Annotated in this window: 21 protein-coding genes; 6 read left to right on the top strand and 15 right to left on the bottom strand. The window is 69.5% G+C overall.

The genetic code is table 11. The features are described from left to right. Positions 1–7 precede the first annotated feature (7 nt). Genes J2W20_RS06935 through J2W20_RS06915 form a run of 5 tightly spaced genes read right to left on the bottom strand, consistent with a single transcriptional unit; the run spans position 8 to position 4,439 of the window. Positions 8–1,009, bottom strand: coding sequence for a Gfo/Idh/MocA family protein (locus J2W20_RS06935; protein ID WP_307005728.1), 1,002 nt, complete (start codon positions 1,007–1,009; stop codon positions 8–10). After that, the gene (locus tag J2W20_RS06930) at positions 1,006–1,908 is read right to left on the bottom strand and encodes a sugar phosphate isomerase/epimerase family protein (RefSeq protein ID WP_307005727.1); all 903 of its coding nucleotides are present in this window, start codon (positions 1,906–1,908) and stop codon (positions 1,006–1,008) included. The genes J2W20_RS06935 and J2W20_RS06930 overlap by 4 nt, the downstream gene beginning before the upstream one ends. 2 nt (positions 1,909–1,910) lie before the next feature. Then, entirely contained in the window at positions 1,911–2,483 is a 573-nt protein-coding gene (locus tag J2W20_RS06925; protein WP_307005726.1) for a VOC family protein, read from the bottom strand. Further along, entirely contained in the window at positions 2,480–3,466 is a 987-nt protein-coding gene (locus J2W20_RS06920) for a LacI family DNA-binding transcriptional regulator (RefSeq protein ID WP_307005725.1), read from the bottom strand. The genes J2W20_RS06925 and J2W20_RS06920 overlap by 4 nt, the downstream gene beginning before the upstream one ends. After that, on the bottom strand, positions 3,459–4,439 hold the full coding sequence (locus J2W20_RS06915) for a Gfo/Idh/MocA family protein (RefSeq protein WP_307005724.1): 981 nt from the start codon (positions 4,437–4,439) through the stop codon (positions 3,459–3,461). Before J2W20_RS06915 ends, J2W20_RS06920 begins: the two co-directional genes overlap by 8 nt. 248 nt (positions 4,440–4,687) lie before the next feature. Between J2W20_RS06915 and J2W20_RS06910 the strand changes: the two genes are divergently transcribed. The 3 genes from J2W20_RS06910 to J2W20_RS06900 all read left to right on the top strand — a co-directional run bounded on the left by J2W20_RS06910 (position 4,688) and on the right by J2W20_RS06900 (position 6,782). Beyond that, a complete protein-coding gene (locus J2W20_RS06910; RefSeq protein WP_307005723.1) occupies positions 4,688–5,335 on the top strand; it encodes a bifunctional 4-hydroxy-2-oxoglutarate aldolase/2-dehydro-3-deoxy-phosphogluconate aldolase in 648 nt (215 codons plus the stop codon). Next, entirely contained in the window at positions 5,332–5,886 is a 555-nt protein-coding gene (locus J2W20_RS06905) for an AAA family ATPase (RefSeq protein ID WP_307005722.1), read from the top strand. Before J2W20_RS06910 ends, J2W20_RS06905 begins: the two co-directional genes overlap by 4 nt. Positions 5,887–6,200: 314 nt before the next feature. Further along, on the top strand, positions 6,201–6,782 hold the full coding sequence (locus J2W20_RS06900; protein ID WP_307005721.1) for a recombinase family protein: 582 nt from the start codon (positions 6,201–6,203) through the stop codon (positions 6,780–6,782). An 86-nt stretch (positions 6,783–6,868) separates the two neighbouring features. Here the strand turns inward: J2W20_RS06900 and J2W20_RS06895 are convergent, their stop codons facing one another. From J2W20_RS06895 to J2W20_RS06850, 10 genes are all read right to left on the bottom strand, one after another. Beyond that, on the bottom strand, positions 6,869–8,554 hold the full coding sequence (locus J2W20_RS06895; RefSeq protein WP_373457972.1) for a thiamine pyrophosphate-dependent enzyme: 1,686 nt from the start codon (positions 8,552–8,554) through the stop codon (positions 6,869–6,871). Positions 8,555–8,695: 141 nt separating this feature from the next. Next, positions 8,696–9,730, bottom strand: coding sequence for a 4-hydroxy-2-oxovalerate aldolase (gene dmpG, locus J2W20_RS06890; protein WP_307005719.1), 1,035 nt, complete (start codon positions 9,728–9,730; stop codon positions 8,696–8,698). After that, a complete protein-coding gene (locus J2W20_RS06885) occupies positions 9,727–10,671 on the bottom strand; it encodes an acetaldehyde dehydrogenase (acetylating) (RefSeq protein ID WP_307005718.1) in 945 nt (314 codons plus the stop codon). The genes dmpG and J2W20_RS06885 overlap by 4 nt, the downstream gene beginning before the upstream one ends. Then, a complete protein-coding gene (locus tag J2W20_RS06880; protein WP_307005717.1) occupies positions 10,668–11,462 on the bottom strand; it encodes a 2-keto-4-pentenoate hydratase in 795 nt (264 codons plus the stop codon). Before J2W20_RS06880 ends, J2W20_RS06885 begins: the two co-directional genes overlap by 4 nt. Before the next feature lie 16 nt (positions 11,463–11,478). Next, positions 11,479–12,426 carry a 3-carboxyethylcatechol 2,3-dioxygenase gene (locus tag J2W20_RS06875; protein WP_307005716.1) on the bottom strand — a complete coding sequence of 316 codons (948 nt, stop codon included), beginning with the start codon at positions 12,424–12,426 and terminating at the stop codon, positions 11,479–11,481. Between the two features lie 28 nt (positions 12,427–12,454). Then, positions 12,455–13,318, bottom strand: coding sequence for an alpha/beta fold hydrolase (locus J2W20_RS06870; protein ID WP_307005715.1), 864 nt, complete (start codon positions 13,316–13,318; stop codon positions 12,455–12,457). A 20-nt stretch (positions 13,319–13,338) separates the two neighbouring features. After that, complete coding sequence (locus J2W20_RS06865) at positions 13,339–15,177, bottom strand: FAD-dependent monooxygenase (protein WP_307005714.1); 1,839 nt, start codon at positions 15,175–15,177, stop codon at positions 13,339–13,341. Positions 15,178–15,441: 264 nt separating this feature from the next. Continuing rightward, positions 15,442–16,164, bottom strand: coding sequence for a GntR family transcriptional regulator (locus J2W20_RS06860; protein ID WP_307005713.1), 723 nt, complete (start codon positions 16,162–16,164; stop codon positions 15,442–15,444). 68 nt (positions 16,165–16,232) lie between these two features. Next, the gene (locus J2W20_RS06855) at positions 16,233–16,841 is read right to left on the bottom strand and encodes a cysteine hydrolase family protein (protein ID WP_307005712.1); all 609 of its coding nucleotides are present in this window, start codon (positions 16,839–16,841) and stop codon (positions 16,233–16,235) included. A 10-nt stretch (positions 16,842–16,851) separates the two neighbouring features. Further along, the gene (locus J2W20_RS06850; RefSeq protein ID WP_307005711.1) at positions 16,852–17,964 is read right to left on the bottom strand and encodes an alcohol dehydrogenase catalytic domain-containing protein; all 1,113 of its coding nucleotides are present in this window, start codon (positions 17,962–17,964) and stop codon (positions 16,852–16,854) included. A 191-nt stretch (positions 17,965–18,155) separates the two neighbouring features. Between J2W20_RS06850 and J2W20_RS06845 the strand changes: the two genes are divergently transcribed. From J2W20_RS06845 to J2W20_RS06835, 3 genes are all read left to right on the top strand, one after another. Then, a complete protein-coding gene (locus J2W20_RS06845; protein ID WP_307005710.1) occupies positions 18,156–19,493 on the top strand; it encodes an MFS transporter in 1,338 nt (445 codons plus the stop codon). Between the two features lie 170 nt (positions 19,494–19,663). Then, the gene (locus J2W20_RS06840) at positions 19,664–20,857 is read left to right on the top strand and encodes an NAD(P)-dependent malic enzyme (RefSeq protein WP_307005709.1); all 1,194 of its coding nucleotides are present in this window, start codon (positions 19,664–19,666) and stop codon (positions 20,855–20,857) included. Between the two features lie 232 nt (positions 20,858–21,089). Continuing rightward, entirely contained in the window at positions 21,090–21,785 is a 696-nt protein-coding gene (locus J2W20_RS06835) for a hypothetical protein (protein WP_307005708.1), read from the top strand. Positions 21,786–22,022: the final 237 nt, after the last annotated feature.

The following is a 22,022-nucleotide window of genomic DNA, read 5'->3' as shown; positions in this document are numbered from 1 at the left end:
TGCGGGCTCAGCGCCGGGCGGTGTTGGTTGCGTGGCTTTCCCATTGGCGGCCTTCCTGTTCACCGGTCGGCAGCCCGGCGGAATGGAGGATGCGCTCGAGGAGCCTCTGGGTGGCGACGGCGTCGCGGCCGCTGGTGAGGGGCTGGCTTCGGTCTGCCAGGCGGTCGAGGAAGTGGTGCACCGCCTCGGCGAAGCCCAGGGTCTCCGTGGCGGTGGCCCAGCCGAAGGCCTCCGAGCTGAGGTCACGGACGGTGGTGGTGCCGTCGACGGTGATCGCGACGGACTCAGGGGCCCGGATCTCGGCGGAGCGTCCGGCGCCATAGGCGTCGAGTTTCTCGTTCCAGGCGCCCGCGGTGCGGGCAGCCATCAGGACCCCGGTGCTGCCGGTGTCGAAGCGGATGAGCGCGGCGGCCCCGTCCTCCTGCCAGGGGTCCTCGCCCGCGGCGTGCGCGCTCACCTCGACGGCCTCGCCGCCGCAGTACCAGCGCAGCAGGTCGACCATGTGGATGGCGTTCTCGAACGTGGCGCGGTACTCCGACCCGGGCCTGTTCTTCTGCGCGACGCAGAACGCCGCCCCATCGGTTCCGAAGGCCTCGCGCCCTGCCACATAGACCGGGGCGTAGCGGCGGTTGAAGTCGACCATGAGGATGCGGCCGTGCTCGTCGGCGAGGTCGGCCAGGCGCTCGGCCTCATCGGCCGAGGGCGCGAGGGGCTTCTCGCAGAACACGTCCACGCCGCGGCGCAGGCAGGTCTCGACGGCGTGCGCGTGCTCGGAGCGCGGGGTCAGGACGAAGACGGCGTCCAGGTCCTCGGCTGCGAGCATGTCCTCGACCGTGGTGTAGGCGGCGCCGAAACCCCAGCGGCGCATCAGCGCCCCGGGGTCGGGGCGGCGCGAGACGAGCGCGGCGAGCTCGACGTCGTCCCGCTTGACCAGGCTGGGCAGCTGGGCGATGGAGGCGATGTTTCCCGCTCCGACGACGCCGACGCGGATCCTGGCCTGCGCGCTCACCGGGCGCTCCCGGGGACAGCCGTCTGGGCGAGGGCGGCGCGCACTGCGGCCGCGGACCGGGCGAAGCCGACCGCCGGCTCGGGCAGGTCCTGGGGGTGCCAGCGGTACTCGTACTCGAGGGAGAGGACGTCGTCGTAGCCGAGAGCGGCGAGGGAGGCGAGGATTCCGGCCCAGGGCACGACGCCCTCGCCGACGACGCGGGAGCGCACGGCGCGCTCGGACGCTGCGACCCGGGCGGTCTCGGAGGCCTGGAACGGTGCGTCCGGGTCGGTGAAGACGAGGTCCTTCACGTGCACGTGCCCGATGAGGTCTCCCTGGACGCGCAGCGCCTCCTCGTAAGGCTCGTCGTGGGTGAACGTCAGGTTGGCCTGGTCGTAGAGGACCCGCACCGCCTCATGGTCCACTTCCCGCACGAGCCGTGCCGTCTCGGCCGCGGACTGGGTCATGGTCCCGAAGTGGTTCTCGACGCAGAGGCGAACCCCGGCGTCGGAGGCTTCCGGGGCCAGCGTGCGCAGGGCTGCGACGAGCCGGTCCCAGTGGGCGCCGTGGTCCCGGTCGCCGGGGTGCCAGGAGCCTGCGTAGACCCGCAGCCGGGCGGCGCCGACGGCCTGGGCGATCTCGATCGCGCCGCGGAACTCGTCGACCGCGCTCCGCCACTGGCCCTCCTCGAGGGCGTTGATCCCGGTCGTGTAGGGGGTCAGTCCGACGATCGGGACGCCCAGGTCCTCCGAGGCCCGCCGGGCCTCTCGGGCCGAGCGCCGGTCGCGCAGCGGCAGCGCTGAGCGGTAGCCGTCCTGGTAGATCACCTCGGCGGCGTCGAGCCCGGCGGCCGCGAACAGCGCCAGGGCCTCGGGGACGGTCTGTCCCGGGGTTCCGAGGGTGTGGCCTGCGAGACGCATGGTCACTGGTCCTTTCTGGGGTTCTGGGGGGCTGCGGCGAGCCAGTCTGCGGGGCCGACCAGGGGCGGCGGGTCGGCCACCCTGGAGCGGTCGACGATCTCCATCAGCAGCCCCCAGGGGGTGAGGAAGTAGGCCCATCGGTTGCCCGCGACCCTGGGGCTGTCGCCGGCGACCTCCTTGCGGTCGCCGAGCACCCGCACGCCGGGGATGCTGCGGAGCGCTGCGAGGGCCTCGTCGACGTCGTCCACAACGAAGCACAGGTGGTGGCCGCCGGCGTCGCTGTGGCGGGGGTGCTCGGTGCGGCGGTCCGAGGTGTCCCACTCGAACAGCTCCACGTTCAGGTTCGGAGGCATGCGCAGCATTGCCAGCGTCAGGCGCGCGTCCTGCGGCACGGCGAAGTTCTCGGGCATGAAGTCCGCGTCGGGTCCCCGGGTGGAGCGGTAGAGCTCCTCGGCGCCCAAGGCCTCTACGAAGAACCGGACCGCCTCGTCGAGATCGGGCACGGTGAAGGCGACGTGGTCGGCGTGCCGGAGGCCGGGGACGCGGGCCAGCTTCCCATGCGTGGGGGCGCTCATGGCCGTGGCCCTGCGGTGGAGGCCCGCACCAGCAGCTCCGGCTCCAGGACGATATGCCCGGCCGATCCGTCCGCTGCCTTCTTCTCGGCGAGTTCGATCGCGATGCTGCCCATGTCGGCGATCGGCTGGCGGACCGTGGTCAGGGCCGGGTTGAAGCGGGCTCCCAGGGCGAGCCCGTCGAAGCCGACCACCGAGACGTCCTCGGGGACGCGGAAGCCCTGGGAGGCGAGGGCGGAGATGACCCCGAAGGCGACCATGTCGTTGGCTGCGATGATCGCCGTGGGCCGGTCGGCCATCGCGGCGAAGTGCGCGGCGGCACGCCCGCCCGCCTCGGTGTCGGCGCCGCTGTCCAGGACGATCGGCTCGCCCTCGGCCAGGTCGCGGTAGGCGTCCATGCGGTCCTGGGCGGTGTGCGTTCCTGCGATGCCCGAGACGTAGCCGATCCGGCGGTGGCCGAGGGAGCGCAGGTGCTCGAAGGCGAGCTTGATGCCGCGGCGGCTGTCGACCGTGACGGTCGGGACGCCGGCGTTCTGGTCCACGCGGTCGATCACGACCAGCCGCTGCCCGAAGTCGAACTGCATCAGCGCGTCGATGTCCACCCGCGTCGAGGGGGCGATGATGCCGAACGGCGCGTACAGCGACTGCATCGCCGTCAGGTACCCGGCAGTCTGCACGTCGTCGCCGTTGGTGACGCACAGCATCAGCTGGTAGCCGCGCTCCCCCGCCGCCTCGGTCATCGTCTTGGCGAGCTCGGCGAAGAAGGGGTTGGTGATGTCAGGCACGATCAGCGGCACGAGGGTGCTCGTCTTGCGCCGCAGGGCCTGGGCCAGCGGGCTCATCGTGTACCCGAGCTTCTCCGCAACGCGCAGGATGTGCTCGCGCGTCTCCGCCTTGACCGCTTCCGGGCGGGAGAAGGCGCGCGAGACCGTGGAACGGTGCACGCCCGCTTCCCTGGCGACGACGTCGATGCTGAGATCAGCCACGGTGTACTCCTTCTCGTTGGACCTCGTAGGCGTGCCAGATGATCCGCATCGCGTCCTCCAGCTCGCCCAGCGTCGGCATTCCGCGGAAGCCCTCGCCTAGGGTGCGCGCAACCTGCCGCACGAACGGATCGTAGAGAGGGTCGCTGTCGACGTTGATGACGGCTCTCTCGGTGCGCCCGTCGAGCCCGGTGAACACGGCCGACCCGTCCGTGTCGATCGAGGCGAATCCGGCCTCGCCCGCGGACGAGTAGCTGCAGTAGCGCTGCAGCTCCGAGTGCGGGAACGCATACCCCACTTCGACGATCGCCTCCCGGCCGTCCGGGGCGGTCAGGACCAGGGTTGCGTGGTCCTCGACGGCCCCGGCGTGAAGGGCAGAGGACAGCCGCGCGGTGACCTCGGCGCCCGTGTTGCCGCTGCCGCGCAGGAACAGGTCGGCGAAGTGTGGGCCCAGGTTGGCCAGGCAGCCGCCGCCGGCCCGCTCCGGGTCGAGCATCCATGGGTTGCCGTTGCGCTCGTAGCGCTCAGGGGGGCCGGCGATGAACGAGAGCCTCTCGTACACCGGCCGGCCGGCCTTCGCCAGCCAGCTGTCCACCGGGCCGCCGCGCTGCACCAGCGGAACGGTGGCCGGGACCCCGGCCTCCTCGGCGGCGCGCCGGACGTCCTCCAGCTGCCCCAGTGAGGTGCCGATCGGCTTCTCCACGACGAAGGGAACGCCCCTGCCGATCAGCGCCCGGCAGATCTCAGGCATGCGGTCATGCGGGCTGAAGACGTAGGCGAGCTCCACATCCTCCAGCTCTAGCAGGCGGCGCCAGTCGGCCTCGACCGGGGCGCCCCACAGTTCGGCCAGTTCCCGCACGCGTCCCGGGTCCTCGTCGGAGAGCCCGACGACATCGTGCACCTCGGCCATCGCCGGAGCACAGAGCGGGACGTGCCAGTGCGAGGCCCCGAAGACGACGGTGCGTGCCCGGTTCACGAGGACACCCCGAGTCCGGCTTGGCCGCCGGGCGAGCGGTGGCCTGGGGTCGAAGCGCTCTCCCGGCCCGTACCGAGATCGGCCCCGGCAGCGTCCCGCAGGGAGAACCAGACGGCGCCATCGGCTCGCGGTTCGAAGTGCACCATCGGGAATCTCCTCAATGAGATCGGTTGCTGAGATCGGTTGCATTCACCATAGGGACGGTGAGAGAGTCTTGTCAACGGATCATTTCCACGGGAGGAACCCAGATGTTCACCAAGCTTCGGACACTGCGCACGATCGATGACTCCGGGGCGGTCCTCATCGTCCGTCTACCCGATGCCGACACCGCCGAACGCGTCGCGCACGCCGCGATCGACGGCGGGTTCCGAGCACTCGAGATCACCCTGTCCATCCCAGGCGCGGTGGACCTCGTCCGCCGCCTGGCCGGCCAGTACGCCCCCGAAGGCGTCGCGGTCGGCGCAGGGACGGTCCTGGACGGCCACGCCGCATACGAGTGCATCCGCGCCGGGGCGGCCTTCCTGGTCAGCCCGCAGCTCAACCCCGAGATGATCCGCGTGGCGAACCGCTACCAGGTGCCCACCATCAGCGGCGCGTCCACCCCGACAGAGCTGCTCGAGTCGGCCGAGGCCGGCGCGGACATCCTCAAGCTCTTCCCGACCGAAGGCGCGGGCATCCCCTACGCCAAGGCCGTGCTCGCACCCCTGGCGCACCTGCCGATCATGCCCGCCGGCGGCGTGACGACCGAGAACGTCGCCGAATGGTTCGCCGCCGGCGTCTCCGGCGTCGGGGTCGGCAGCGCCGTAACCAAGGCATGGCAGCCCGACGGCGACTTCACCAGGGTCACCGCCGCCGCCAAGGAGTTCCTCGCAGCCGTGGAGGAAGCGCGCCGATGACCGAGCCGACCCTGCGCATCATCATCGGCACCGCCGGCTCCGGCAAGTCGACCGTAGCCCAGCACCTCGCCCGCGAGCACGCCGCGGCCTACCTCGACAAAGATGCGATGAGCGCCCGCTTCGTCGAGGCCGCCCTCGCTGCCGCCGGCTACGATCCCGGAGACCGCGAGTCCAACGAGTTCTACCTCGAGCACATCCTGCCCCTCGAATACGACTCACTCCTGGACGTCGCCGGAGCCAACCTCCGCCTCGGCCGCCCCGTGGTCATCGACGCCCCGTTCAGCCCATACCTCTCCGACCCCGACTTCATCACCGCCGCCCGGAATCGCTTCCAATTGCCCCCGGTCGACGTCGAGGTGATCCGCGTCCGCGTCTCCCCCACCACACTCCAGCAGCGCCTGCGGGAACGCGGCCTCGAGCGGGACCGCTGGAAGCTCGCCCACTGGCACGAATACTGGACGAAGCACGGTGGCCAGGAATGCACCTGGACCGGCGTCCGCCTGACTGAATTCGACAACGACACATTGGCGGACCACCGGCCGATGCCCTGACGATTCGACGCCGCTCTCTCAGACCAGTGAACAGCAGTTCGAAGCAACCCACGCGTCCACCGCTCGGGGGGGCGTCCTCGCCGTGGACACAGACTCAACTCGATGCTTCTGAGTGCGGATGACCACATAGGGCAGCGCACCAAAGATTCCTTTAACGAGACGTCCATGCCGGACAGAACCTCCTCCCCGGCACGGACAGAACTTCCTTGAAAATTCAACGGAGTGTGTGGGGCTTGGTTGTCCAAGCAATGTGTCTCACTCCAGTATTCTCAACATCAATGAGATTTGGCCTTTGACTGGACGGCGGGGACGGGATGGCGCGACTTGGCTATGCGCGGGTGAGTTCTGCGGAGCAGGACACCGCCCTGCAGATCAGGGATCTAGAGGCCGCGGGGTGTGAGCGGATCTACCGCGACCACGGAGTCAGCGGCACCAGGGCCAGCCGCCCCGAGCTGGACAGGATGCTCGACCGCCTCAGCCGCGGCGACGAGGTCGTCGTGTGGAAGCTGGACCGGCTCGGGCGCAACACCCGCAACCTGCTCGAGCTCCTCGACACCTTCAAGGCCAAGGGCATCAAGTTCCGCTCCCTGCGCGACGGCATCACCACCGACCCCGACACCGAGCTCGGAGGCGCCATGGCCCAGGCCATGATCACCATCATCTCCGCCTTCGCCCAGCTCGAACGCGACCAGCTCTCCGAACGCACCAGAGCCGGCATGGCAGCCGCCGCGGCCAACGGCCGCCGAGCCGGCCGCCGCGAAGTCACACTCGATGACCCGAGGGTGAAACGGGCAAGGGAGCTGAAGGCCCAAGGCCTCAAGCCGGCCGACATCGGACGGGTCATCGGCGTCGGCCGGGCAACTGTCTACCGCTACCTGAGCCTCGAGCACGGCTGAGGCCACGGTGACGCAGGTCCGCTTGGAGCGGATTCCCGGGCAGGCGGCTGCGGGGCTCGCGCCAGGAGGAGCGATGGGCATCCCGTTCAGTAGGCCTTGACGCGCTGCTCGACGATGAGGTGGATGAGGGCGAAGGTGCCCTCCTCGTCGATGGCGCGCAGGGCGTTCTCGAGGGCGGCCGGGACGTCGGCGTCCTTCTCGACGCGGACGCCGTAGCCGCCGAAGGCCTGGGCCATGAGGGCGAAGTCCGGGTTCTTCAGCTGGGTGCCGGAGACGCGGTGGGGGTAGTGGCGCTCCTGGTGGGAGCGGATGGTGCCGTACTCCTGGTTGTCCATGACGACCACGAGCGGGGTCGCGCCGTACTGGGCGGCGGTGGCGAGCTCCTGGCCGTTCATGAGGAACTCGCCGTCCCCGGCGATGGTGACCACGCGGCGGCCGGGGTTCGCGAGCGAGGCGGCGATGGCCGAGGGCACGGAGTAGCCCATGGAGCCGTTGCGGGCGCTGATCATGGACGCGTAGCGCTGGGTGGGGAAGTAGCGGTGGGCCCAGTTGGTGTGCTCGCCGGCGCCGAGGGTGACCATGGCGTCCTCGGGCAGCGAACGGACGAGGTGGGCCATGAGCGTGTCCATGCGCGCGGGCCCGTCCGTCGGCGTGGCCGGCGGGAGGGCGGCGAACTTCTCCTGCTCGCCGCGCATGCGCTCGGTCCAGGCCTTCCACTGCTCGCGGGCGGGCAGGTTCATCAGGACGAGGTCGCGCACGAACGAGTCGGGCTTGGCCACGATCTGGTAGGAGACCGGGCCCGAGCGCCCGCGCAGCGACGGGTCGATGGTGACGAGGAAGTTCTTCTTCGCCCAGTCCTGGCGCACGAGGAAGCCGTCGGTGATGACGTCCCCGGGTACGGTGCCGACGAAGACGAGGAGGTCCGTCTCCTCGAGGAGGTTGTAGGTCGGCTTGGGGCGGCCGTAGCCGATGGGGCCGACGTAGGAGGGGGAGTCGAACGGGATGGTGCCCTCGCAGCGCCATTCCGCGGCGGCGGGGATGCTGTGGTCCTCGAGCCAGTTGGTCAGGGCGGTGGCGCCGTCCTGGGTCCAGTCGTTGCCGCCGACCACGAAGAGCGGCTTCTCCGCCTGGGACAGGGCGGCCTTGAGGGCCTTCCAGTCGGTGACGGTCATGCCGCCCTCGGCCACCGGGATGACCGGGTGGATCGTCGCGTCGACCTCCTGCTGGATGATGTCCTCGGGCAGGCCCACGACGACGGGGCCGGGGCGGCCGCTCATCGCGGCGAACATGGCCTCGGCGACGATCTCGGAGGCGCGCTCGGGGTGGTCGAGGACCATGACGCGCTTGGCGCCGGTGTCGAACCAGGACTTGATGTCGAACTCCTGGAACGCCTCGCGGTCGCGGTGGGCGAACGGGATCAGGCCCACGAACAGGACCATCGGGGTCGAGTCCTGCCAGGCGGTGTGCAGGCCCACGTGGGCGTTCGCGGCGCCGGGCCCGCGGGTGACCATGGCCACGCCGGGGAGCTGGTTCATCTTCCCGTCCGCCTCGGCCATATACGCCGCGCCGCCCTCGTGGCGGCAGACGATCGTCTCGATGTCGGCTCCGTGCAGCCCGTCGAGCACGTCCAGGAACGACTCGCCCGGGACGACGTACGTGCGCTTGACGCCGTGGGCTGCGAGGGAGTCGACGATCACGTGCCCAGCGGACTTGCGCGCGGGCAGGACGGCCCCCTCTTCGCCTACGGGCCCGGATGCCGGTACAAGCGTGATCGCGGTTTCGGCGGGGAGTGTTTCCGTTGGGAGCGTCATTGCTTTCCTGGTCTCCGACTGTGGTCCTGGCGGTGGCTGGGCTAGGGCGACCGCGCCCGCAGCCGCGCACGGGGAGAGCGACTGCGGGCGGGGCCGCGGTTCTTAGGCCTTCGACCGGAGTAGGTCGAGGGCGACGTCGGCGATCATGTCTTCCTGGCCGCCGATGAGGCTGCGGCGGCCGACCTCGACGAGGATGTCCCGGGCGTCAAGGCCGTAGGTCGCCGCGGCCTTCTCTGCGTGGCGCAGGAAGGAGGAGTAGACGCCGGCGTAGCCGAGGGTGAGCGTCTGCCGGTCGACCTGGACGGGGCGGTCGTGGAGGGGGCGGACGAGGTCGTCGGCGGCGTCCTGGAGTGCGAACAGGTCGGCGTGGTGCTGCCAGCCCTGGAGGGTGGCGACGGCGACGAACGGCTCGATGGGCGTGTTCCCCGCTCCTGCCCCGTGCCCGGCGAGGGAGGCGTCGACACGGTAGGCGCCTTCCTCGACGGCCACCACCGAGTTCGCGACGGCGAGGGAGAGGTTCTGGTGCGCGTGGATGCCAATCTCGGTCTCCAGCCGGAGGGCGTCCCGATAGGCGCGCACGCGGGCCCGGACCCCGTCCATGGTCAGCCCGCCGCCCGAGTCGGTGACGTAGACGCAGTTGGCCCCGTAGGACTCCATGAGGAGGGCCTGCTTGACCAGCTCCTCGGCGGGGGCCATGTGGGACATCATCAGGAAGCCGGAGACGTCCATGCCCATCTCACGGGCTGTGGAGATGTGCTGGGCGGAGACGTCGGCCTCGGTGCAATGGGTGGCCACCCGGACCGAGCGGACTCCGAGGTCGTAGGCGCGGCGGAGCTCCTTGACTGTGCCGATGCCCGGCAGGATGAGGGTCGTCAGGCGCGCGTTCTGCACGGATTCTGCGGCGGCCTCAATCCATTCCCAGTCGGTGCTGCTGCCCGGGCCGTAGGTCAGGCTGCTGCCGGCGAGCCCGTCCCCGTGGGAGACCTCGATGGCGTCCACTCCGGCGGCGTCGAGCGCTGCGGCGATCTTGCGGACGTTCTCGACGGAGAGCTGGTGGCGCACGGCGTGCATGCCGTCGCGCAGGGTCACGTCCTGGAGGAAGACGCGCACGGGCGAGTCGTTCGTCTCGGTGGTCATCGGGTTGCTTCCTCTCGTGTGGTGACGAGTTTCTCGGCGACGCGCAGTGCCGCGGAGGTCATGATGTCCAGGTTGCCGGCGTAGGAGGGCAGGTAGTGGGCGGCTCCCTCGACCTCGAGGAAGACTGTCACCCGGGTGTAGCTCCCGCTTCGCCGCTCGGCCGGGACGAGGGGGTCGACCTCGGGCCCCTCGTCCTGGAACTGGACGCCCTGCTTGAGGCGGTAGCCGGGGACGTACTCGGCGACACTGGCGGCCATCTGGGCCACGGACTGCTCGACGGCAGCGCGCCCGGCCTCGTCGAGGCGGTCCACGAGGCACAGCACGGTGTCGCGCATGATGACGGGCGGCTCTGCGGGGTTGAGGACGATGATGGCCTTGCCGGCGGCGGCGCCGCCTACCTCGACGATGGCCTCGGAGGTGGTCTCGGTGAACTCGTCGATGTTCGCCCGGGTGCCGGGGCCGGCCGACTTCGAGGCGATGGAGGCGACGATCTCGGCGTAGTGGACGGGGGCGGCCCCGCCCACGGCCGCGACCATGGGGATGGTCGCCTGGCCGCCGCAGGTGACCATGTTCACGTCGGGAGCGTCGAGGTGCGCCTCGAGGTTCACGGGCGGGATCACGAACGGCCCGACTGCGGCCGGGGTGAGGTCGATGAGGCGCTTGTTGTAGGGGGCGAGGGCCTTGGCGTTGTGGACGTGGGCGCCGGCGGAGGTCGCGTCGAAGACGATCTCGATCCCGTCGAACTCGGGCATGGCGATCAGGCCTTCGACGCCGTCCGAGGTGGTGGCGACGCCGATGCGGCGGGCGCGTGCAAGCCCGTCCGAGTTGGGGTCGATGCCCACGAGGGCGGCCATCTCGAGGTGCTCCGAGAGCCTCTTGACCTTGAACATGAGGTCGGTTCCGATGTTCCCGGATCCGATGATCGCGACCTTTGCGGTCATGGCTTCTCCTGGTTCAGTGCGGCCCGGACGGTCCCGAGGCCGGTGATGGTTGCTTCGATGGTCTGGCCGGGGAGGAAGGGGACCATCGGTCCCAGTGCCCCCGAGAGGACGACTTCGCCCGCGCGCAGGGGACGCCCGAGCCGGGCAGCGGTCTGCGCGACCCAGATCAGGGCGGCCACGGGATCGCCGAGGCACGCGGCCCCCGTTCCGCGCGACACGGTTTCACCGTTGCTCGTGAGGGACATGTCCACCTCTGCGGGGGTGAATTCCTGCAGGGTTGCCCTGTTCTCTCCGAGGACGTAGAGGCCGCTGGAGGCGTTGTCGGCCACGGTGTCGACGATGCTGATGTCCCAGTCCCGGATCCGGCTGTCGACGATCTCCAGGGCCGGGACGGCGTAGTCGACGGCACGGCGCACCTGGTCGGGGGACGGGTCGTCGATGTCGGCGGCGAGCACGAATGCGATCTCGGCCTCGACCTTCGGCGCGATGAGGGCGGTCCCGTCGACCGGGCCCTCGCCGGAGACGAGCATCTCGTCCAGGAGGACCCCGAAGTCGGGCTGGTCCACGCCGAGCTGCTTCTGGACGGCGGCCGAGGTCAGGCCGACCTTGCGGCCTGCCCGTGATGCTCCGGCGGCGACCCGGCGTTGGATGCCGAGCTCCTGGACCTGGTAGGCGGCGTCGAGGTCGCTGCCGAGCAGGTCGCGCACGGGCGGGCACGGGGCGCCGCTGAGGAGGGCCTGGTAGAGACGCTCGTCGGCCTCGGCGACGGCGAGGCTGGCTGTCTGTGTCATTCGTCTTCCTCGTGGGTCAGGGCTGCTTGAGGACGGCTGTGGTCACGCCGAAGCCGGCGATGTATTCCTTGATCGGCCGGTAGAACTCGTAGGTGACCTCGTATTCTCCGCAGGAGCGGAGCGCGGAGTAGGCGGCCACCCAGGTGCGCACCTCATGGGAGGAATGCCCTGCGACGCGGTTCATCTCCTCGGCCTGGTAGGCGTCGAAGTCCTCGACTCTGCCGGACTTGCAGACCTCGAGGAAGGCCCGGTCCCAGTCGGGGTTGAGGTCCATGATCTCTGCCTCGCCCCGGGCGAAGGCCTCGGCGGTGGCGATCGTGCGCGCCTCGCGGACTGCCCTTGCCTGGGGGGTGGGGTGGCGGCCGACGGTGAGGAACTCCCGCTGCTCGGGGGTGGCGGTCGCGATCTGCGGCACGGGCGGGTCGTGGGAGAGGCCGCCGGAGCCGATGAAGAGCACCCTCTTGTCCGAGTCCTTGAAGAACTCGCCGATGGCCTGCCCGAACTTGCGGATGCGCTGGACCTTCGAGAAGGGCGGGGCGACGGAGTTGACGAAGACGGGGATGACGGGCTTGGCTGCGGCATCTCCGTTGTAGAGGATCTCCATGGGCTGGACTGCGCCGTGGTCGACTTCCATCCGCCGCGAGATCGCCGTGTCGATGTCGCGGTCGATCACGAACTGCGCCAGCTCTCCGGCGAGCTCGGTGGGGACATCGAGCTTGCCCTCGAAGGAGTTGTAGTCCCCGGTGCCGTAGGCCTCGTAGCCGATGCAGAACGGGGGCATGAGGTCGTAGAAGAATCCGTTGTAGTGGTCGGGGCCGAAGTTGACCACGAGGTCGGGGTCGAAGTCGGCCACGAACTGGCGCGCCTGGTCGAAGGCGGCCTCGACGGCGGCCTTGGCTTCCGCGGGCGGGTTGGCGTGCTCCAGCAGCGGGCTGTGGGACATGCACACGAGTGCCTGGGTCATGGCTTCCTCCTGCTTTCTATCTCGGGGCTCAGCGACCGAGGCCGCGGGCGCCCAGGTACTGCTTGATGACCGTGTTGAACTCGTCGGAGCGCTCCACCTGCGACCAGTGGCCGCACTGGCTGAAGATGTGGGCGTCCGCGTGGGGGATCACGTTGAGAAGGTCCCAAGTGCGGGAGACGGGGATGACCACGTCCTGCACCCCGTGGATCAGGAGCACGGGCACCTCGAGCCGCGCGAGGGCGTCGAAGTCGAGGGGGAGCTCGAAGCGGTCGCGGTCGCGCGCCTCCACCACGCGGACGAGGCGGTCGGAGGCGGTGTCGTTCAGGGCCGAGGCGTAGCGGAGCGAGACGAGCTCGTCGGTCACGAGCGACTTGTCCACAACGAACTGCTCGAGGGTGCGCCGCACGCCCGCCTCGCTCAGCTCGGGGTTGGAGTGGCCGGCAAGGGCCGCAGTCTTCTTCGCCCCACCGGTGCCCATCGACACGACGCCCAGGAGGCGGTCGGGGTGCTCGATCGCGAACTGGAACGCGACCCAGCCTCCGAGGGAGTTGCCCACGATCCAGGTCTTCTCGATGCCGAGGGCGTCCAGCACGCGCACGGCGTGCTCGACCCAGGCCTTGATCCCGTACTCGGTGCCCTCGGCGTCGACGGTCTGGCCGTAGCCGATGGAGTCGATGGCGATGCACCGTCCCAGCTCGGAGATCTGCGGGAGGTTGAGCCACCAGTTCGCGGCGGCGGTGACGCCGGTGCCGGAGCCGTGGAGGAAGAGGATGGGCGTCCCCTCGCCGAGCTCGTGGTAGTGGGTCAGCTCGCCCGGTGCGGTCTCGAGCCACTTGTCCTCGAGCCCGAAGAAGGCGTCGGTGGTGTAGGCGGGGATTTCGACGGTTGGCATGTGGATTTCCTTGTCTGTGGCTAGTGGGCGGAGAGGACGCGGTCGGCCACGGGGGCCGAGAGGACGTGGCCGAGCGCCTCGCGCAACTGGGCTTCGGCCTCGTCCGGGTCCCAGACGGCCTCGCTCTGCCGCCAGGCGACATACCCGTCCGGGCGGACCAGGATGGCTCCGGCCTCATCGACCTCGCGGATGCGGGCCCAGTAGGCGTAGGGGTCCTCGTAGCCGGGCTCGCCGACGACGACGGTCCGCAGGAACGCGAGACCGAGCCTTGAGGCGGCCTCCTTCCACGCCTTCCCCGACAGCCCGGTGACGAGCGTGACCCGGCCGTGCCCGGTCACGTCCAGAGTGGAGGTGCGCCGGCCCGATCGGTCCACCAGCCAGGCGTGGGGCAGCTTCGCCCCGGGGCGTGTGGTCGCCTGGAGGTAGAGCTCGGCGTCCCGTTCGAAGACCTCCTCCCCGGCCTTGGTGTCCGGCACGACGGCGGTGCTGGCGTAGCGCTGGTTGAGCTCGACTCCCTGCGCGTTGAACTCGTGGTCCTTCAGCTCCAGGGCCTCGGCCATCTTGGCGCGCAGCTGCGCTCCCTCCGGGGTGGCGGCCCGGAGGCGGGCGAGGCCCGCCTCGACGGTGCGGGTGCCGTTCCCGGCGTCGGTGACGAAGCACTCCCTCAGCGGGGCATAGTCCAGGCGCGACTGGTTGGCGCGCGCGACGATCTGCGCACCGACGGGGGCGCGTTCGGCGGAGTAGCTCTCGAGCAGCTCGGGGCCGGCGTGGCCCTTGATGACGTAGGCGAGCTTCCAGGCAAGGTTGAAGGCGTCCTGCATGCAGGTGTTGGACCCGAGGCCGCTGCTCGGCGGATGCCGGTGGGTCGCATCGCCGCCGCAGAAGACCCGGCCCTTGGACATGGTCAGGGCGTGCTGCTGGTTGACGTACCAGACCGAGGTGCCCTCGATCTCGGGCTCGAGCGTCGGGTCTCCGACGAGGGTGCGGATCTGGGAGAGGACCTTCTCGTGGGAGAGGTCGGGTTCGCCCGCGTCCTTGTCGAAGCCCCAGCCGGCAATCCACTCGTTCCAGGGCCGGATGCACCGCAGCAGCCCCATGCCGATTTCGCCGAAGTCCGCAGCCGGGTTCATGATCCAGTGCAGGATGCTGGGGCGGTGCTGGACGTACTGGGAGAGGTCGGCCCGGAAGCGGACATAGGCTGTCCCGGCCCTGGCCGTGTGGCCGACGAACTCCAGGCCGAGCTCCTCCGCGACCTGGCTCTTGGCCCCGTCCGCGCCGATGAGATAGCGGGCGCGGACGCTGTACTCCTGGCCGGAGGTCCGGTTGAGCAGGCGGACCGTGACCCCTTCCTCGTCCTGCTGGTGCCCGAGGTACTTGGTGGAGAAGGCGACCTTCGCGCCGCGCTCGGCCGCGTTCTTCACCAGGAGCGGCTCCATGTAGGTCTGCGGGATGTCCAGCATCGTGCAGGGGCTGCCCTTGACGTAGTCCCCGGAGCGCAGGTCGCCGGTTCCCCACGTCTGCAGGCGCGCGACCTCGGGACCGGCCAGCGAGGTGGTGAAGAGGGTGTCCCCCATCTTCTCCCACGGCACCGCATAGAGCTTCGCCTCCTCCTCGAGGCCCAGGTCCCGCAGCACCTCGACCGCGCGCTGGTTCGTGATGTGCGCGCGGGGCGTGTTCGCCAGCCAGGACCACTGGGAGACCATCATCGTGCGCACCCCGTAGGTGGCCAGAGCCAGAGCCGCCGTCGCGCCCATCGGCCCGGTGCCGACGACGAAGACGTCGGTGTCGAAAGAGGTATCGTCCACGTGGCGGTCTCGGATGTCCGCGGCCCCGACGATGTCATTGAAATTGGATGTCATGGCCCTCACGTCCTTGTGTGATCTGCGGCATGCCTTCAAGACTACTAGCATGCTAGCCGGTAAACAAGAGGCCGGGGATGAGTGAGGCCCCCTCCAGCAGTTAGGAGGGGGCCGGTCGAATGGAGCGGTGGGTCGGGCTCAGGCAGCGCCCACAGCCGCCAGCTTCCGCGGACGGGGACGGGGACGGCGCCCGGTGCGACACCGCGTCCGGCTCCGTTGCGAGTGGCGGATGCCGCCGCCTCCCGTAGTCGAGGTGCTGAAGCGCTACGAGGCGCGCTCCCCCATCCGCTGCGGGGCTTCCTCGAAGAGCGAGGTGGTCTCGAGGATGTGCCGCTCCATCTCGGCCTCCGCTGCGACCGGGTCTTGGGCGTCGAGGGCTTCCCGGATGCGGTTGTGGTCCCGCTGCCGCTCGTCGATATGGGAGGCCAGGGGATGGGGTGCGCCATGGGTGTTGATGAGGAAGTCGCTGAGGTCCCACATGCGCCGGCTGGTGGTCGTGATGATCCGTGAAGCGGCCATCCGGTGGATCTGCTCGTGGAACTGGCGGTTGAGCTCCCGGTATCCGCGGGCCCGCACGAGGTCGTCCGGGTTCTGCGCGACCTCGTCGATCCGAGCCGAGATGGCGTCGAGGTCACGGATGGCCTGCGGGGTGCTCCGCGTGGCCGCGACCGCCGCGATGGCGCCTTCGAACCCGGCGAACATGCGGAAGAAGTCGTGGACCTCCTGCTGGGGGTATGCGGTGACGACGCAGCCGATCTGAGGGAGGATCTCGACGAGTCCGTCGCCGGCAAGGAGACGGAGCGCCTCCATCACGGGCTGCTTGCTGACCCCGAATTCCCCTCGCAGGTCAGCGACGGACAGGCGCGCGCCTGCGCGGATCTCACCCTCGAGCAGACGGGTCTTCACTGCGGCGTACACGTGGGCGGACAGCCGGCCGCCGGCGGCAGGGGCCGCCTGTGCTGAGGATGAGAAGAGGTCGTTGGCCATAATGCTAGTATTCCAGCTCCTTCGCGAGGGGTGGGGACCAGCAGCGCCGCCGGCCCCCACCCGAGTTGTCACGCGCTGTGGGCGGGTGCGAAGGCGCGGGCCACGTCGGCGACCTGCACCGACGGGGCGAGCAGCCCCATCGACTCGACCGCCGCCTCATGGACCGCGGCGGTGGCCGCGGAGCAGGCGTCCTCGACGATGAAGACCTGGTAGCCCCGGTCGACGGCGGCGCGCGCAGTGCTCTCGACGCTGACGTTCGTGGCCACTCCCGCCACGAGCACCGTCTTGATGCCGCGCCCCGCGAGGAGCGCCTCCAGTTCGGGGGTCATGCCTCCGACGGACTGATGCGTGACGACGGCGTCGTCCGGGTGCGGCGTGAGGGGCTCCACGATCTCGGCGAGAGGGCTGCCCTCCTTCAAGGACCCTCCCTGGACGACGCCCTGCAGCAGGGGCGAGTTGGGGACGAGGTCGGTGTAGTCGGGGCGGAAGGCCACCCGGGTGTACACGATCGTGCTGCCTGCTGCGCGCGCGGCGTCGAGCAGGTCGCCGACCTTCTGGACCACCTTGCGTCGCCAGACTTCGTCGAAGAAGAAGGGAGCGAAGGCGCCCTCGGCGCTGATGACGTCGCCCTGGCAGTGGATTGCGAGGACAGCGGTCGTGGTGGGATCGAGTTCCATGGCCGGCTCCTTAGCTTCCGGGGGTGACGACGACATTGGTGAAGCCGCCCTTGCGCTTCTCGACCGCGTCCAGGGCCTCGTTCACCTCGGACAGCGGATAGACCTCGTGCTCGAAGACGGAGAGGTCGAGCGTGCCCGCGGCTGCCATCTCGGCCATGTCCTGGGCATCCCCCACGGTGAACCAGAGGGAGCCGATGATGCTGATCTGGAAGCACATGAGCCGGAACATCTCGACCGGCAGTTCTTCCGACATGCCGCCGATGCTGGCCATGCGGCCGCCGCGCCGGAGGGACTCGATCCCGGAGAGCGTGGTCTCCTTCGGAGCGCCCGGGCCGATCGCGTCGACGAAGATGTCCGCGCCGAGGCCGCCGGTGTGCCGGCGGACCCAGTCGCCTTCGGGCTCGTCGCCGTAGGAGAGCGTGTGCACCCGGCGCGGATCGAGCTGCCGCACACGCTCGAGGAGCTCGCGGTCTCGGGCGACGGCGAAGACCTTGGTCGCACCCATGCCCAGTGCGTTGAGCACCGCGCCGAGGCCGAGCGTGCCGGTCCCACCGTGCACCAGCACTGACATGCCGGCCCCGGCCCCGGCCTTCTTCAGCGCCGAGTACGACGTTCCCAGATACCCGAATCGGCAGGCCTCCTCGAAGGAGATGCTCTCAGGGAGGACCACGACGCCGTCGGCCGGGGCCTTCATGAACTCGCAGAAGCCCCCGTGGGGGTAGTCCTCGAAGATCTCCTGGGAGCCCGGGCCGAAGCCGAAGTAGCCCTGGAAGGTGTAGGCCGGGTCATTGATCCGCTCCCCGCGCCGGGAGGCGTGCGAGTCGCCCGAGTCGCGTCCCGGGTTGACGTACACCCGGTCTCCGGGCTTGACGTTGCGCACCTGCGAACCGACGGCCGAGACGACGCCGGCGGCATCGAGCCCGTAGATGGCGGGAAGCTTCGGGAGCGGCAGGAATGGGAACCACTCCGGGTAGGTCGTGATGACGTTGCGCAGGTTCGGCACGACGTTGCATGCCTTGACCTCTACGATCACGTCGTTCGGCCCGGGAGCGGGCTTCTCGATCTGGTCGATCTGGAAGGGCTTGCCAACCTCGTGGAGGCGCGCAGCCTGCATCAGGCTCATCTCTGCTCCTTTGCAGCAGTGGGGAGAAGGCATCGGTGCGATTGCACCGGCTGTGATCCACGCTACAAACAAGCATGCTGGCATGCAAGCATTCTTGCCTCTTGCATGTGAGTGTGACCTGTCTTACTTTTGCTACTGGCATGCTAGAAGACCAATGCATGAGACCCATCCACCGCACCAAGGAGAGCAGTATGTCGACGACGACATCTCCGGGCCGATCGGGAACGCCGGCGCGCGTCGCCGCAGCAAGCCTCATCGGAACCACCATCGAGTACTACGACTTCTTCATCTACGGAACGGCGGCCGCCCTCGTCTTCCCAAAGCTCTTCTTCCCCGAGGCAACGCCGCTGCTCGGCTCGCTGCTGGCATTCGCCACCTTCGGAGTGGGCTTCCTCGCCCGCCCCCTCGGCGGGATCGTCTTCGGGCACTTCGGTGACCGTGTGGGGCGCAAGAAGATGCTCGTGATCTCGCTCGTGGGCATGGGCGCTTCGACGTTCCTCATGGGACTTCTTCCCGGGTACGCCCAGATCGGCCTGGCCGCGCCCATCCTGCTGACTGTCCTCCGCCTCGTCCAGGGATTCATGGTGGGCGGCGAGTGGGGCGGTGCCACTCTGATGGCGGTGGAGCACGCACCGCGGGGCAAGAAGGGGTTCTACGGCGCCTTCCCGCAGATGGGCGCCCCAGCCGGGACGAGCCTGGCCACGGTCGCGTTCCTCCTCATGGCGCTCCTGCCGAATGACCAGTTCCTCGCCTGGGGCTGGCGCATCCCGTTCCTGATCAGCGCGCTGCTGGTCGCAGTGGGCCTCGTCATCCGCCTGACCATCGCCGAGAGTCCCGCCTTCGCGGCCGCCCGGCAGAAGCAGGACCTCGTCCGCGTCCCGATCGCCGCCGCGTTCCGGAAGCACCCCAAGGAGATCTTCCTGGTCGCCGGAACGTACCTGAGCCAGGGCGTCTTCGCCTACATCACGATGTCGTACCTGGTCAGCTACGCCACCGCCAGCGTGAAGATCGACCGGGTGGCCGTGCTCCTGAGCGTCTTCGCCGCCGGACTCGTCGCTGTCGTCCTCTACCCCGTTTTCGGCGCACTCTCCGACAAGTGGGGGCGGAAGACGATGTACTTCCTCGGAGCCACTGCCATGGGCGCGGTGATCTGGCCGGCATTCATGCTGATCAACACTGGCAGCGTTTTGAACTTCCTCGTCGCCGTGGTCCTGGTATTCGGCGTCGCCATGGCCCCGGCCGCCGGTGTGACGGGGTCGCTCTTCGCGCTCGTCTTCTCGCCCGAGGTCCGGTACTCCGGGGCATCGGTGGGCTACACGATCAGTCAGATCGCCGGCTCCGCCTTCGCCCCGATGATCGCCACTGCACTCCTGGCCTCCACCGGGACCAGCGACTCGATCGTGGTCTACATGGTGATCGTGTCCGTCATCTCGATGGTGTCTGTGGCACTCCTGCCGGGCGGTTGGGGCCGACGAGAAGTGGGCCAGCAGGCCCAGGCCGAAGAGGCGTCCAGGGCTGCAGCCATCTGAGACGGTTCGGCATCCACGGGCCCCGGGCAGCGATCCTGCTCGGGGCCCATGTTCTTCCCCGCGGCCATTGGGCCGCTCTCAATGGTCGGATGCCGTTCTGACTACACCTGACCTTCCAACCAGGCGCCCGCCGCGAACAGGGCGGGAAACCCACCATCCAAGGAGACAACATGACTGCCAGCGCCAAGTTCGTTCGTTCCGTCGACGCGATCAGCTCGGAGGAGATCTTCGCCGCGCACGAGGGCGGGAAGCTCTCCGTCGCGGTGGAGCGCCCGCTCGCGACGAAGCGGGACCTCTCGATCGCGTACACGCCCGGAGTCGCGCAGGTGTCCCGCGCGATCGCGGCCGACCCCTCTCTGGCCCGGACGCACACGTGGGCCTCGCGGCTGGTCGCGGTGGTCTCGGACGGGACGGCGGTGCTGGGGCTGGGGGACATCGGCCCGTCGGCGTCGCTGCCGGTGATGGAGGGCAAGAGCGCCCTGTTCAAGACCTTCGCCGGGCTGGACTCTATCCCGATCGTGCTGGACACGACGGACGTGGACGAGATCGTCGAGACGATTGTGCGGATCGCGCCATCATTCGGGGCGGTGAACCTCGAGGACGTCGCCGCGCCGCGCTGTTTCGAGCTCGAGGCCCGGCTGATCGAGGCCCTGGACATGCCGGTGATGCACGATGACCAGCACGGCACTGCCGTGGTGGTCCTGGCGGCGCTGACGAATGCCGCGACGGTGGTGGGCAAGGAGCTGTCCTCGATGCGGGCCGTGATCGCCGGCGCCGGGGCAGCCGGGATCGCGATCGCCGAGATCCTGCTCGCCTCGGGCCTGACCGACGTGGTCCTGCTCGACTCCAAGGGCGCCATCCACGCCGGCCGCGGCGATCTGGCCGAGCCGAGGAACGCGATGAAGGCCGAGTACGCTGCCCGGACCAACCCGCGCCGGGTTGCCGGCGGCACGGCGGAGGCGCTGGCCGGGGCGGACGTGTTCATCGGGGTCTCGTCCTCGACGGTCCCGGAGGAGCACCTGGCCGGGATGGCCGAGGGCGCGATCGTGTTCGCCCTGTCCAACCCGGACCCCGAGGTCGCCCCGGACGTCGCCGCCCGCCACGCGGCCGTCGTGGCCACCGGCCGCAGCGACTTCCCGAACCAGATCAACAACGTGCTCGCCTTCCCGGGGATCTTCCGCGGCGCCCTGGACGCGGGGGCGCGCCGGATCACCCCGGCGATGAAGATCGCCGCCGCCCGCGCGATCGCCGGGCTCGCCCTCGACGGGCTCTCCGCCGACTACATCGTCCCCAGCCCCCTCGACCCCCGCGTCGCCCCCGCCGTCACCGCCGCGGTGGCCGCGGCGGTCGTCCCGGGCGAGTAGGCGCTCCCTCCCCGCCGGGCCGGAGGGGGGCTGGGCGCCGCGCCTCGCGACCGGATCAAGAACGGGGGGAACCAGAACAAAGGCGCGTACACGCCAAGCGTTACAAGACGAACCCTGAAGATTCGCGCGGGCGCGAGGTCCAACTCTTTCCGTCTCGCAAACCATCGTTTCCAAAACGATCGCGGGCGGGGCTGCGAGGGACCTGACTGCTGATCCGGTTAGGCTCTGTGCCATGGGTTGGGGGAACTTCTTTCGCGCACCACTGGCTTCATGGAACGGTCCGGTCGACGGCTGGGTGCATTTCACTCCGTCCACCGGCCGCCCATGGCAGCCGGAGGTCTACGTGCGAACGTCGGGGGTCTACCGCTCCTGGCCCCTTAGGTTCCGGGATGCCGAGGGACTCAAAGCGGTGTGGGCGCGGCTGGAAGAGTTCGCTGGAGCCGGCGGCACAGTAAGGGCGCTTCTGGGCAACATTGCATGGGCGGATTCGCATCAGGCCCTCCTCGAACAGCCGGACCGCGCCCTCCAAGCGGTGACGCTCGAGGCTGAGAAGCGCCCAATAGCCTCCGATGACGGGGCCGTCGCCCATCCTCAATCCGTCTCGGTTGCGCTGCTTGCAGAACCGGAGCGGGTTTCCAGCGGGCCATTGTCCGAGGAAGCCTTCGTGGTGATCCGATCCTTTCTGCCCGCCGAACCTGGACCGGACGACCACGCCTCCGCCGACGAGCTCCGGAAGCTCCTCGATGAGCATTGTCGACCGATGACGGCGTGGGAGCGTCGGCGAAACCGGCCCGTCATTGAGCGCCGGAGCGAAGCCAAGCTGTACGCAGACAGGCGCACTCGGAGAGTTGGCTGGGCCTCGTGGGTGGCCAGTGTGGGGACGGTAGTCGCTGGCGATGCCGCGCTGAACTGGCTAGGGATGAAATAAGCGAAGGTCCCAGACCTAGACGGCACCGTCCCTGCCGTGTTAATTGCCCCCGCCCGCTCACCGGGCATCTTCTCGGGCGGTCCACAGGGGAAACAGACGCCTCCGAAATCTCGGACTTGCAGCTCACTGCGGGCGCCGTCGTAGCGTCCGGTGGACGGCCGGCTAGCGGGAGACCAATGCTCCCCCTTGCCCGAGGCCCACGGTTTCCCGGCCTTAGTATCAGTTCAGCGAATTGAC

The sequence above is a fragment of the Sinomonas atrocyanea genome (assembly GCF_030812675.1).
GTDB lineage: Bacteria > Actinomycetota > Actinomycetes > Actinomycetales > Micrococcaceae > Sinomonas > Sinomonas atrocyanea_B.
The sequence above is the reverse complement of the archived record's forward strand: the minus strand, read 5'-3'. Positions and strand labels throughout refer to the sequence as shown.